The sequence below is a fragment of the Microbacterium sp. UBA3486 genome (genome assembly GCF_002377845.1).
GTDB lineage: Bacteria > Actinomycetota > Actinomycetes > Actinomycetales > Microbacteriaceae > Microbacterium > Microbacterium maritypicum_A.
Map to the genome: position 1 here is coordinate 5920 of NZ_DFQP01000096.1, position 12622 is coordinate 18541.

10 protein-coding genes and 1 pseudogene are annotated in these 12622 nt (G+C 69.9%); 6 read left to right on the forward strand and 5 right to left on the reverse strand.

The genetic code is table 11. The features are described 5' to 3' along the window. On the reverse strand, positions 1–2940 hold a 2940-nt coding region (locus B2869_RS14805), incomplete at its 3' end, for a DEAD/DEAH box helicase (protein WP_292768153.1). A gap of 229 nt (positions 2941–3169) precedes the next feature. Between B2869_RS14805 and B2869_RS14810 the strand changes: the two genes are divergently transcribed. The 3 genes from B2869_RS14810 to B2869_RS14820 are packed head-to-tail and all read left to right on the forward strand — an operon-like array spanning position 3170 to position 5891. After that, positions 3170–3931 carry a DUF998 domain-containing protein gene (locus B2869_RS14810; RefSeq protein WP_292768156.1) on the forward strand — a complete coding sequence of 254 codons (762 nt, stop codon included), beginning with the start codon at positions 3170–3172 and terminating at the stop codon, positions 3929–3931. A 32-nt stretch (positions 3932–3963) separates the two neighbouring features. Next, positions 3964–5235: a sensor histidine kinase gene (locus B2869_RS14815; protein WP_292768159.1), complete on the forward strand. Its 1272-nt coding sequence runs from the start codon at positions 3964–3966 to the stop codon at positions 5233–5235. Continuing rightward, a complete protein-coding gene (locus tag B2869_RS14820; protein ID WP_292768163.1) occupies positions 5232–5891 on the forward strand; it encodes a response regulator in 660 nt (219 codons plus the stop codon). Before B2869_RS14815 ends, B2869_RS14820 begins: the two co-directional genes overlap by 4 nt. Positions 5892–5961: 70 nt before the next feature. Here B2869_RS14820 and B2869_RS14825 read toward each other — a convergent pair whose 3' ends face one another. Continuing rightward, positions 5962–7653, reverse strand: a complete 1692-nt coding sequence (locus B2869_RS14825; RefSeq protein ID WP_292768166.1) for an ABC-F family ATP-binding cassette domain-containing protein — start codon at positions 7651–7653, stop codon at positions 5962–5964. A gap of 289 nt (positions 7654–7942) precedes the next feature. Between B2869_RS14825 and B2869_RS14830 the strand changes: the two genes are divergently transcribed. Then, positions 7943–8239 carry a hypothetical protein gene (locus B2869_RS14830; protein ID WP_292768168.1) on the forward strand — a complete coding sequence of 99 codons (297 nt, stop codon included), beginning with the start codon at positions 7943–7945 and terminating at the stop codon, positions 8237–8239. On the opposite strand, the gene B2869_RS14835 is transcribed toward B2869_RS14830, so the two are convergent. Continuing rightward, on the reverse strand, positions 8240–8896 hold the full coding sequence (locus B2869_RS14835) for an alpha/beta hydrolase (protein WP_292768171.1): 657 nt from the start codon (positions 8894–8896) through the stop codon (positions 8240–8242). Positions 8897–8968: 72 nt separating this feature from the next. Between B2869_RS14835 and B2869_RS14840 the strand changes: the two genes are divergently transcribed. Next, positions 8969–9574, forward strand: coding sequence for an NUDIX hydrolase family protein (locus B2869_RS14840; protein ID WP_021201180.1), 606 nt, complete (start codon positions 8969–8971; stop codon positions 9572–9574). Positions 9575–9616: 42 nt separating this feature from the next. Here the strand turns inward: B2869_RS14840 and B2869_RS14845 are convergent, their stop codons facing one another. Beyond that, the gene (locus B2869_RS14845; protein WP_029267459.1) at positions 9617–10684 is read right to left on the reverse strand and encodes a threonine aldolase family protein; all 1068 of its coding nucleotides are present in this window, start codon (positions 10682–10684) and stop codon (positions 9617–9619) included. 101 nt (positions 10685–10785) lie between these two features. Here B2869_RS14845 and B2869_RS14850 point away from each other — a divergent pair, with 101 nt between their 5' ends. After that, the gene (locus B2869_RS14850) at positions 10786–12240 is read left to right on the forward strand and encodes an MFS transporter (protein ID WP_292768178.1); all 1455 of its coding nucleotides are present in this window, start codon (positions 10786–10788) and stop codon (positions 12238–12240) included. 12 nt (positions 12241–12252) lie between these two features. On the opposite strand, the pseudogene B2869_RS14855 reads toward B2869_RS14850, so the two are convergent. After that, positions 12253–12622, reverse strand: a pseudogene (locus B2869_RS14855) (alcohol dehydrogenase); the annotation flags it as partial.

Genomic DNA, 12622 nt, shown 5'->3' on the forward strand with positions numbered 1-12622 from the left:
CGCCCGGCGCGCGGTGATCAGCTCGTCGAGCAGGGCGGCTGCCGAGGTGTCGACGATCGAGTCGGGGTCGAGGCGGGCCGTCGCCTCGTCGGCGTCGAGGGGGCCGAGCATCCGCAGCAGGTCGGCGACGCCCTCGAGTCCGCGCGCTCGGCGATCGGGGTCGAGACGCTGCGCCTCGCGCTCGAACTGGGCGATCACGTCGGGGTCGAGCAGTTCGCGCAGCTCGACCGTGCCCAGCAGCTCGCCGAGCAGTGCGGGGTCGACCGAGAGAGCGGCCGCTCTGCGCTCGGCGAGAGGGGAGTCGCCCTCGTACATGAAGGCGCCCACGTAGCCGAACAGCAGGTCACGGGCGTATGGCGAGGGCTGGCCGGGCTCGGTCTCGACGAGGCGGATGCGGCGGTCGGCGATCGACGTCGCGAGGGTGCGCAACGAGGGGAGGTCGTAGACGTCCTGCAGCACTTCGCGCAGGGTCTCGAGGATCACCGGGAAGGTCGGATGGCGCCTGGCCACCTCGAGCAGCTGAGCCGACCGCTGTCGCTGCTGCCACAGCGGGGTGCGCTTGTTGGGATTCATGCGGGGCATGAGCAGTGCCCGCGCCGCGCACTCGCGGAAGCGGGACGCGAACAGGGCGGAGCCGCCCACCTCTTCGGTGACCAGGTGTTCCAGCTCGTCGGGCTCGAACACGAACAGCTCTGCGCCGGGCGGCTCGGCCTCGGCATCGGGGATGCGCACGATGATGCCGTCGTCGCTCGCGACCGCCGACCCCTCGACGCCGAGGCGCTCACGCACCCGGGCGTTGATCGCCAGCGCCCAGGGTGCGTGCACCTTCATGCCGTAGGGGGAATGCAGGATGACACGCCAGTCGCCGACCTCGTCGCGACCACGTTCGACGGTGAGCGTGCGGTCGGTCGGGAGCGTGCCCGTCGCTTCGCGCTGCTCGGTCAGGTGCGCCATCAGGTTCGCTCGCGCCTGCTCGTCGAGTCCGGCGTCGATCAGTCTCTGCGCCGCCTTCTCGGGCGTGGCCGCCGACACCTCGCGGGAGAACGCGCCCAGAGCCTCGCCGAGCTCGAACGGGCGGCCGATCCCGTCGCCGTGCCAGAACGGCACCTTGCCCGGCTGCCCGTAGGCAGGGATCACGTTGACGCGGTCGTGGGTGATCTCCGCGATCCGCCAGCTCGTCGTACCGAGCGTGAACACGTCGCCCACCCGCGACTCGTAGACCATCTCCTCGTCGAGCTCGCCGACCCGCGCGCCCGTCGATTCGCCGGCGACGAAGACGCCGAACAGGCCGCGGTCCGGGATCGTGCCGCCACTGGTCACCGCGATCCGCTGTGCTCCCGGTCGCCCGGTCAGCGTGCCGGCATCGCGATCCCACACCAGTCGGGGGCGCAGCTCGGCGAACTCGTCGGACGGGAATCGACCGGCCAGCAGATCGAGCGTCGCCTCGTAGGCCGAACGCGGAAGAGCCTGGAAGGGCGCCGACCGGCGAACCGTCTCGAACCACTCCTCGACCCCGATGGCTCCGAGGGCGCTCGCGGCGACGGTCTGCTGCGCGAGGATGTCGAGCGGGTTGCGCGGCACCTGGATCGCCTCGATCTTGCCCGCGAGCATCCGCTCGGTCACGATCGCGGTGTGCAGCACGTCGCCGCGGTGCTTCGGGAAGAGCGCGGCGCGACTGATCTCGCCCACCTGGTGACCGGCGCGGCCCACCCGCTGCAGACCGGAGGCCGCCGAGGGCGGTGCCTCGACCTGGATCACGAGGTCGACCGCTCCCATGTCGATGCCGAGCTCGAGGCTGCTCGTCGCGACGACGCAGCGCAGCACGCCGGACTTGAGCTCTTCCTCGACCTGCGCGCGCTGCTCCTTCGAGACTGAACCGTGGTGCGCCTTCGCGAGCACGGGATCGGCACCTGCGGTCGCTCCGGCCTGCGCCATCATGGCGGCGGGTACGGTCGCCGCCGGAAGTTCGACGCCGATCCGCTCGGAGTAGATCTCGTTCAGACGCCCGGTGAGGCGCTCGGCGAGCCGACGGGAGTTGGCGAACACGATCGTCGAGTTGTTCTGCAGGATGCGGTCGACGATCGCCTCCTCGACGTGCGGCCAGACCGAGCCGGTGACCTCGGAGTACTCGGCATCGGCGGCATCCCCCGGCACACCGGGAGGGGGCGGCGGGTTGGTCATGTCATCCATCGGCACGATCACGCCGAGCTCGAAGGTCTTGGATGCGGGGGGCGCGACGATCTCGACCGGAGCCGAGCCGCCGAGGAACCGGGCGACCTCGTCGATCGGGCGGACGGTGGCCGAGAGTCCGATGCGCTGCGCGGGAGTCCCGATGCCGTTCGCGCGGCGCAGCGCGTCGAGGCGCTCCAGGCTCACGGCGAGGTGCGCGCCGCGCTTGGTGGCGGCGACCGCGTGCACCTCGTCGATGATCACGGTGTGCACGCCGCGCAGCGTCTCGCCTGCGCGGCTCGTCAGCATGAGGTACAGAGACTCGGGGGTCGTGATGAGGATGTCGGGCGGGTCGGACACGAGCTTGCGTCGGTCGCTCGAGGTCGTGTCGCCCGAGCGCACGCCGACCGTCACCGCCGGCGCCGGGACTCCGAGCCGTCTGGCCGACTGTCCGATGCCGATCAGGGGCGAGCGGAGGTTGCGCTCGACGTCGACGCCGAGCGCTTTCAACGGAGAGATGTAGAGGATGCGCGTGCGTGGCTCGCCCTTCGCCGGAGGGGCGGTCTCCGCCATGCGCTCCCGGAACACGCTGTCGATCGCCCACAGGAACGCCGACAGCGTCTTGCCCGACCCGGTCGGTGCCACCACGAGTGCGTGCTTGCCCGCGGAGATCGCATTCCAGGCGCCCGCCTGCGCCGGCGTGGGCGCGGGGAAGGCCCCCCGGAACCAGTCCTGCGTCGCGGAGGTGAAACGGTCGAGCACGTCGCTCATCCCTCCATCTTCGTCGAGGCCGGGGACATCGGGGTCGTGAAGGATGTCGGCGGAAGGTGGGAGGTTCGCATGCGCACATCTCCCGCGACGGCGAAGCGACGGGTTTCGGCGGAGGTCGTTCCCCTCACATCGCGACGGCGAAGGGGCGTCGTACCTCGGTACGACGCCCCTCGACAGTGGGCACTCCGGGCCGACGCGACCGGGTTCCCTCCGCTCATACCGTCTCCCTATGCCCACCGAGAACACCACCCCTCCGTCCGCCGGAAACGCTCTCCGCATCGTCGCCTCGATCGTCGGAAGCCTGCTCGTCGCCGTCGCGCTGACCATCATCTGGGTCGCCCGTCTGAGCATCGACCGCGTCCTGTATGTGAGCGGACTCGGAGCCGACGGCGAGCCGACCGCGGGATGGTTCGAGCTCGCACTGCTGCTCCTCGTCACCGGTGGCTTCGCTGTGGCCTGGGCCTCGCGCGGGCTGCGTTCGACGGTGCCGTGGCTGAGCATCTGGTCGCCGTCGTTCTCGGTGGCGATGGCCTCATCGCTGTTCCTGGTGGCCTCGCAGGTCACGTGCACGACCGGGTGCCCGCTGCCGGTGGGGCCCGCGTTCACCTGGCAGGATCTGGTGCACACCACGGTCGCCGTGCTCGCCTTCGCCCTGGCCGCGTTCGCGATGCTGCAGGTCTCCTTCGTCGAAGGTCGGCGCACGCTCCGGGTGCTGTCGCTCGGCGCAGGCATCTCGACGGCCGTGATCGCCGCGGCGGGAGGCATCCTCTCCCTGCTGCAGTTCCGCACGGACATCGGCAGCATCTTCGAGCTCGTCGCGACCACCATCGGCATGGGGTGGCTCGCGATCCTCGGAATGGACACGGCGGTCGCGCAGCGGCGTCGACGGGTGCGGCGCGAGACGTGGAAACCGGTGGCGCCGACCCTCGACCCGCATCAGAGCACCGCGCGTCGCACCGCGACGGGTGCGCTCGTCGCCGTCTCCCGCTGAGGAACCCGACGTGCGGTGCGTAGAGTCGTCACATGCGAGAGTCAGCATCCGTCGGCGAGAGCGGGGTCCGGTCGGTGGACCTGCCGCGGCCGCCGGGGGTCGTCCGGCGGTTCTGGGGAAACCACCCCTGGCTCTTCGACGGTCTGCTCGCCTTCGCGTACCTCATCGTGAGCGTGTTCTGGGCGGTCGTCGCTCCCCTCTCCTCGGGCGACTGGACACCGCTCGCTCCGATCGTCGTCCCGATAGTGCTGGGCGTTCTCGCGGCGGGAGGACTCCTCTTCCGCAGGCATCGGCCGTGGCTCACGTTCGCGGTCTTCGCGGTCGTCGCGGTCGTCGCGCTCATCGCCGACACGCCTGCCGAGCCGATCGGAGTCGGCTTCGCCCTCTACGCGCTCTTCGTCTACCGCTCGAATCGCAGCGGATGGGTCGCCTTCGGGGTGACGGTGCTGGCCGGGGTCGTGGTGCTCCCCGCTCTCGACTGGCTGCGCCGCGGTGCCCCCGATGGCGGCTTCACGTATGTGCCGGGCAGCCTGCTGTTCCTCGTCGTGATGTTGATCGCCGCGCTCCTCGGAGTCACCGTGGGTGACCGGCGGCGCTACATCGGGGCGATCCTCGACCGCGCCAACCAGCTCGCACGCGAACGCGACCAGCAGGCGCGGATCGCGACGCTGGCCGAGCGCGCGAGGATCACCCGCGAGATCCACGACGTCGTCGCGCACAGCGTGTCGGTCATGGTGTCGCTCGCCGACGGCGCCAGCGCCCTCGCGGAGAAGGACCCCCAGCGTTCGCGCAGCGCCATCCAGGAGATCGGCGAGGTCGGACGGCAATCGCTCGTCGAGATGCGCCAGCTGCTGGGTGCGCTCGGCGACGACGCGGACGACGGCGAGGAACAGAGCCCGCTGCGCCCCAACCCCGGACTGACGGAACTCACGCCGCTGGTCGAGACCTTCCGCTCCGCGGGCCTGCCGGTGACGGTGCACATGCAAGGGGCGGCGCCCGGGGCACCGGCGCTGCAGAACACGATCCACCGCATCGTGCAGGAGGCGCTCACGAACGCGCTGCGCTATGCCAAGGACCCGCGTGAGGTGCTCGTGAGTCTCGATTTCCGTGGAGAGGTCCTCGTGATCGAGGTCACCGATGACGGCCGGCAGGGCCCGCCGGCGGTCTCGGTCGGATCGGGCCGCGGCCTCGTGGGCGTGCGGGAACGCGCGCGGCTGGCCGGCGGGACGGTCGACGCCGGTCCGCTCCCCGAGGGCGGATGGCGCGTGCGGGTGGAACTTCCCGAACAGGAGGAACAGGGATGACCGAGGAGAAGATCCGGCTGCTCATCGTGGACGACCACGAGTTGATCCGTCGCGGCATGCGGATGGTGCTCGATGCCGAAGATGACATGCGGGTGGTCGGGGAGGCCGTCTCAGGAGCGGAGGCCGTGCACCTCGCGGCCGATCTGCGACCCGATGTGATCCTGATGGACATCCGGATGCCGGAGATGGACGGTATCGAGGCGACCAGGCGCATCGTGCGGAGCACGCCGTCGAGCCGGGTGCTGGTGCTCACGACCTTCGACCTCGACGAGTACGCGTTCGGCAGCCTCCGCGCAGGAGCGAGCGGGTTCCTGCTGAAGAACACCCCGCCCGCGCAGCTGACCGCCGCGATCCGCGCGATCGCCGCCGGTGACGCCCTCGTCTCGCCGCGCGTCACACGGTCGATGCTCGACCTGTTCGCCACCCGTCTTCCCCGACAGGCCGAGGCGGTCGATTCACGGCTGGACGTGTTGACCGAACGCGAGCGGGATGTCTTCCTCGCGATCGCCAAGGGATACAACAACACCGAGATCGGCGAGAGCCTGTTCGTGTCGGAGTCGACGGTGAAGACCCACGTCGGCCGCATCCTGCTCAAGCTCGATCTGCGCGACCGCGTGCAGGCCGTCATCCTCGCCTACGAGGTCGGCCTGGTCTGACGGGTTCCGGTGCGACGACGGCGCGCGCCGAGGAAACGGAGTCCCGGCGCGCGTCGTCGTCTTCCGCGCTTCATGGCCCCAGAGAGACCTCCTGGAGCGCGCCTTCGGCGTCGATCTCGAGTGTCAGATCAAGGTCGAGCCGCCGCAGGAACACATCGTCGTGACTCACGATGAGCACGGCCCCGCGGTAGGCGCGGAGGGCGTCGACGAGCTGGTCGACCGTATCGAGGTCGAGGTTGTTCGTCGGCTCGTCCAGCACCACGAGGTGGGGTGCCGGGTCGGCGAGCAGCAGCTTCGCCAGCGCGACACGGAAGCGTTCGCCACCGGAGAGGGCGGCGACCGGTCGCTCGGCGGTGGCCCCTCGGATGAGGAACCGCGCGAGGCGGTTGCGCAGCTCCTTCTCCGGGACGTGCGGCGCCGCGGTCGCGATGTTCTCGAACACCGACCGCTCCTCGTCGAGGCCGTCGACCCGCTGCGGCAGGTAGCCGATCAGGTCGGTATGGGCTTCGGCATGCAGGGCTGGCCGTACGGAACTCAGGACCTCCGTCTCGGATCCGCTTCCTTCCCGCCCCTGCGGCCCGACGGGAGTCATTGCTCCTGAGCTGTGAACGCCGGTGGCGACCAACCGCTCCAGCAGCGTGGTCTTCCCCGCGCCGTTGCGTCCGATCAGCGCGACCCGCTCCGGCCCCTGGATCACCCACGCGCGTTCGTGATCGCCGACCGTCGCGATGCGGCGGCTGCGCGACACCTGCGGATCGGGCAGCTCGATCTTCATCGACGAATCGGAGCGTACCCGTCGCCCGGCCTCGTCGAGAACCGAGCGCGCGGCATCCTCCTTCGCTCCGACCTCGGTGCGGAGCCTGCCGGCCGATACCTCGGCGGCCATCTTCCGGCCGTGCGCGACGATCTTCGGGACCCGCTTCTCGATCTCCGCCTTCTTCGCCGTGCGCGCGCGGTGGGCGAGCTTCACCTCGGCTTCGATCCGCTGCCGTTTCTCCTTGCGGAGCACCTGGGCGGCGGTGACCTCGGCCTGCTTCGCGGCATCCTGCTCGGCGTCCAGCCACGCACGCCATTCCGAATACGGACCGCCGAACACGCTCAAGGTCTGGGCGTAGAGCTCGGCGGTATCGTCCATCAGCTCGAGCAGCGACAGGTCGTGGCTGACGACGATGAGCGTGCCTTTCCAGGCGCGCACCATCGCCGCGAGCTTCGCCCTGGCGTCCCGGTCGAGGTTGTTGGTCGGCTCGTCGAGGAGCGTGATCGGTGCGCGGCGCAGGCGGATGCCGGCGATCGCCACGAGCACGGCCTCCCCGCCGGAGAGCTCTCCGACCCTGCGGTCGAGGAAGTCCGGCGCGAGACCGGCCTCCGCCAGGGACGCCTCAGCGCGCGCCTCGATGTCCCAGTCGTCGCCGACCGCGTCGAAGTGGGCGGGATCGACGTCGCCGGCGCTGATCGCCCGCACGGCGTCGAGCGCCTCGGACACCCCGAGAAGCTCGGCGACGCGGCGGTCGACATCGAGAGTCAGCTGCTGCGGAAGGTACGCGACCTCGCCGGATGCCGTGACCACGCCCGAGGTCGGTTCGAGCTCGCCGGCCATCAGCCGCAGCAACGTCGACTTGCCCGCGCCGTTGCGACCGACCAGGCCGGTGCGTCCAGAGCCGAATGCGCCCGAGACGCCGTCGAGCGCGACCGAGCCGTCGGGCCAGGTGAAGGTGAGCCGGTCGAGGATGACCGACGCGTGAAGAGTGGTGGGAGTTGACATGAGTGTCTCCTGTCGAGTGCGAGGGTGCACTGACACCGAGCCCCTGCCGGGCCGTGACACGCGTCACAGGATGCGAGAGGAGAGGGTCTGCCGTGGAGTCGGCGATCGTCGGGTCAGCGCGCGGAAAGAAGAGCGCGGAGGCGACGGATCAGATCAAAGGACTTCCAGACACGGCGGACAGGACTCCCCGACGATACCCGGGGTTGTCAGGATCGCGCAACTCCCGGGCGTGTCGGACATCCGTCGTGCGGGGGATGCCGTCGAGCCTGCGGATCCGTACCGTGGAGTCATGGCAGATCAGGATCCGAGTCCGCAGGAGTCGCGTTCGCGCATGGGCCTGGGTGTGGGGCTCGCGCTCGGGGTGGCGATCGGAGCGTCGATGGGTGCCGCCCTGCAGAACTGGGCGCTCGGTATCGGGATCGGAGTGGCGATCGGTGTCGCGCTCTCCGTCGCCATCACGTCGGGCGGGGGTTCCCGCCCGGGAAGACAGCCTGAGGGCGACCCTGACGGCGACGACACCGACGACGGCCCTGACGGCGATCCCGGCGCTTCCGCGGAGAAGCCAGAGGCGACCCCCGAGCGCTGATCAGCCGTTGGTGATCCCCTCCAGCCACTTCGTGAGGAACCGGTGCACGTCGGTCAGCTCCTCCTCGGAGATGCTGTGCGTGAGGCCGGTGTACACCCGTCCGGAAAGCTCGGAGTGCGCAGGCAGCCACTGCGCGGTGTGATCGATCAACGCGGGCGGGATGACGTCGTCGTGCGTGCCCCGACCCCAGAACACGTGCGGGCGCAGTTCTGCCAGCGACTCGTCGTTCGGCAGCTCGCCCGGTGCCGCGTAGCCGCTCAGGACCGCGACGGCCCCGAAGCGCTCCGGTGCCAGGCGCAGAGCCTGCAGCGACACCGTCGCGCCCTGAGAGAAGCCGAGCAGGGCGACCGAGGGGGCATCGGCTGCCGCGGTGTCGAGCCAGCGCAGGAAGGCCTCCGCCGCGACGGTCACGGCCTCGGAGCTGCGCCCGTCGAGCCCCTCGATCGGATACCAGGAGCGCCCCGGCATCGGCCACGGGGGTGCGAGGGGCGCAGCGACGGATGCGACGGCGATGCCCTCGGGGAGGGAGGGGACGAGTCCGAACAGGTCGTGCTCGTCGGCACCGTAGCCGTGCAGCAGGACCAGCAGTGGCATCCCCGCGCGGTCGGGGGACGACCATCGGGTCGCGGTGTCGTCGATCGTCAGGTTCTCGCTCACACCGTCATCCTGCCAGGGGCGACCGACGTGCGCGCGGTGTCGATTCGCAGAAGCGGCTGGTAGAAAGGACACATGGCCGTCCGCACACCTGATCCCGATCCGGAGCCCGATGACGACGGTCTCGGTGACTTCCCGGATTCGAACCGGCCCGCGCCCGACGCGAATCCCGGCTGGCTGAGCGAATTCGAGCTCGAAGAGGCTCGGCGCCGTCTGCCGATGCTCTACGTCGAGGCGATCCCGGTGCGCACCGACGGCTCCGGCCAGGTGATCGAGATCGGCATCCTGCTGCGCTCCACTCCGATGGGCGAGATGACGCGCACGATCGTGTCCGGTCGCGTCCGCTTCGGTGAGACGATCCGCGACGCCCTCTTCCGCCACGTCGAGAACGACCTGGGCCCGATGGCCTTCCCGCTGCTGCCGCCGCAGCCGCTGCCGTTCACGGTGGCCGAGTACTTCCCGATCCCTGGGGTGAGTGCGTTCCACGACGATCGGCAGCACGCCGTGTCGCTGGCGTTCGTGGTGCCAGTGACGGGAACGTGCGAGCCGCGTCAGGACGCTCTCGAGGTCACCTGGTTCTCGCCGGAGGCCGCCGGTTCCGACGCGGTCGCCGCCGAGATGGAGAACGGCCGGGGCACGCTCATCCGCCAGGCTCTCGCGAGCCTCGGTCTGCTGCGCTGACGTCCGCTGCGCTGACGTCTGCTCTGCTGGCCTTCGCGGCGCTCAGGCCGTGGTGAGCCGGGCGAGTTCGGCGACGAAGGCGTCGACGTCGGCTTGCTCGGTGTCGAAGCCGCACATCCACCGCACCTCCTTGCGCGCCGCGTCCCAGTCGTAGAAGCGGAACGAGTCGCGGAGCTGGTCGGCGACTCCGTCGGGGAGCGTGGCGAACACGCCGTTGGACTGGGTCGGCTGGGTGAATCCGACGCCCCGGATGGAGCCGTCGGCGATGCCGGCCTCGATCTCGGAGCGCAGGCGGGCGGCCATGGCATTCGCGTGCTGGGCGTTGCGCAGCCAGAGGTCGCTCTCGAGCAGGGCGATCAGCTGAGCCGACACGAATCGCATCTTCGACGACAGCTGCATGTTGAACTTGCGCGAGTACTTCAGTCCGTGGGAGGCCTCGGGGTTCAGCACGACGATCGCCTCGCCGAGCATGGCACCGTTCTTCGTCCCGCCGAAGGTGAGCACGTCGACGCCCGCGTCACGGGTGAACGCGCGCAGCGGCAGGTCGAGGGCGGCAGCGGCGTTCGAGAGGCGTGCGCCGTCGAGGTGCAGCTTCATGCCGCGCTCATGCACGTGGTCGGCGATCGTGCGGATCTCGTCGGCCGTGTACAGCGTGCCGAGCTCGGTGGTCTGGGTGATCGAGACGACCAGCGGCTGCGCGCGGTGCTCGTCGCCCCAGCCCCAGGCCTCGCGGTCGATCAGCTCGGGGGTGAGCTTGCCGTCGTCGGTGGCGACCGTGAGCAGCTTGAAGCCGCCGATCTTCTCGGGCGCCGCAGCCTCGTCGACGTTGATGTGCGCGGTGGAGGCAGCGATCACCGCGCCCCAACGTGGCAGCATCGACTGCAGGCCGGTCACGTTCGCGCCGGTGCCGTTGAACACCGGGAACGCCTCCACGCCCTCGCCGAAGTGCTCCTGGAAGACCTCCTGCAGGCGCGCGGTGTACGCGTCCTCGCCGTAGGCGCTCTGGTGGCCGCCGTTCGCCGCGACGATCGCCGCGAGGATCTCGGGGTGGATACCGGAGTAGTTGTCACTGGCGAAGCCCCGGATCGCGGGGTCATGCTGGATGCTCACCTCCCCAGCCTAATTGTCCGGCCGGTGCTCGCGGTGCGACGACGATGTTCTGTCCGGAGAGGGGCTTCCGGATGTCGGAGGCCGGTCCTACCCTCTTAGGCATGCAGCGCACCGCAGCGAAGAGGGCCTTCGCCAACGTCCTCGTCAACACGCTCATCGCGAACGTGACGACGAGCTTCCTGTGGTTCGCGCTCACGTTCTGGGTCTACATCGAGACGCAGTCGGTGCTGGCCACGGGCATCATCGGCGGTGCCTACATGCTGTTCGTCGCGTTCTTCGCGATGGCGTTCGGCACGATCGTCGATCGAAACCGCAAGCACACCGTCATGGTGATCTCGAGCGTCATCTCGGCTGTCGCTTTCCTGGTGGCCGGGGCGCTCTACCTCTGGCAGCCCGAGGCGGCCCTGCTCGACCTGGGAGGACCGTGGTTCTGGCTGTTCTCTGGCATCATCCTGTTCGGCGGAGTCATCGAGCAGCTGCGCAACATCGCGCTGTCCACGACGGTCACCCTGCTCATCCCCGAAGAGAGACGTGCGAACGCCAACGGCCTGGTCGGCACGGTGCAGGGCATCGCCTTCCTCGTCACGAGCGTGTTCTCGGGACTCTCGATCGGCTTCCTCGGCATGGGGTGGACGCTCGCGATCGCGATCGCCGCCATGGCGCTCACGTTCGTGCATCTGCTGTTCGTACGCATCCCCGAGGGCAATCCGGAGCCCGACCCGAACGCGTCGAGCGCGCTCGACTTCCGGGGGAGCGTGCGGGCCATCCGGCTGGCTCCCGGCCTCTTCGCACTGATCATCTTCTCCACGTTCAACAACCTCATCGGCGGCGTCTACATGGCGCTCATGGATCCTTACGGGCTGACGCTCTTCGACGCCCAGACCTGGGGATTCGCCCTGGCGTTCGCGTCGACCGGATTCCTGGTCGGCGGGGGACTCGTGGCCAAGTTCGGTCTCGGTCCGAAGCCGATGCGCACGATGCTGCTCGTGGTCATCGCGATGGGGCTGCTGGGCTCCGTGTTCATGCTGCGGGAGTGGTGGCCGCTGTATGTGGTCGGCATGTGGGTGTACATGGCGCTGGTGCCTCCGGTGGAGGCGGCCGAGCAGACCGTGATCCAGAAGGTCGTGCCGTTCGAGCGGCAGGGGCGTGTGTTCGGAGTGGCCGCCGCGATGGAGGCGGCAGCGGCCCCGATCACCGCATTCCTGATCGCACCGATCGCCGAGTTCCTGATCATCCCGTACATGGACACCGCACAGGGGCAGCGGCAGTGGGGGTGGCTGCTCGGCGAGGGAGAGGCTCGAGGCATCGCGCTCATCTGCCTTTTCGCCGGACTGATCATGGTCGTCGCCGCCACCCTGGCCTTCTTCACCCGCTCGTACCGCAAGCTCACAGAGCTGTACGCAGAGGCTCCGGAGCAGGAGATCGCGGGGGCGGAGGAGGAGATCTCGGACCGGACACCGGACGATGACGAGACCGAGCCCGTCGTGACCCGGCGTGCGGACGCGCCGCCCGTCGTGCCGGGGATGCCCCCGGAATCCGGGGGACCGCGTCGGTGATCCCGGCCGGAATCAGGCCAAGTCGAACACCCGGTCATTGAGCTCGGCGGCGTCCGCATCCCACAGCGCGACGATCCGTGCAGCGAGCACCTCGGCGTCGAGCGCCTGGGCGCGGAACACGACGGATGCGGCCCGCAGTGGCTCCCCGGCCTCGCGCGACGCCTTGGCATACCCCTGAGCGACCGCTCGGGCCCAGGCTTCGCTCGCGGCCTTGACGGCGGCGTAGTTCGCCCCGCCGGCGAGGGGACGTGCGACGGCGGTCGAGGAGACGATCGCGAAGCGTCCGGCCGCGGAGGCACGCAGGGCAGTGTCGAACGCCCGGCTCGTGGCGCGCACGGCTTCGAGTGCCGGCAGCAGGGCGGCGAAGTCAGCGTCGGACTGC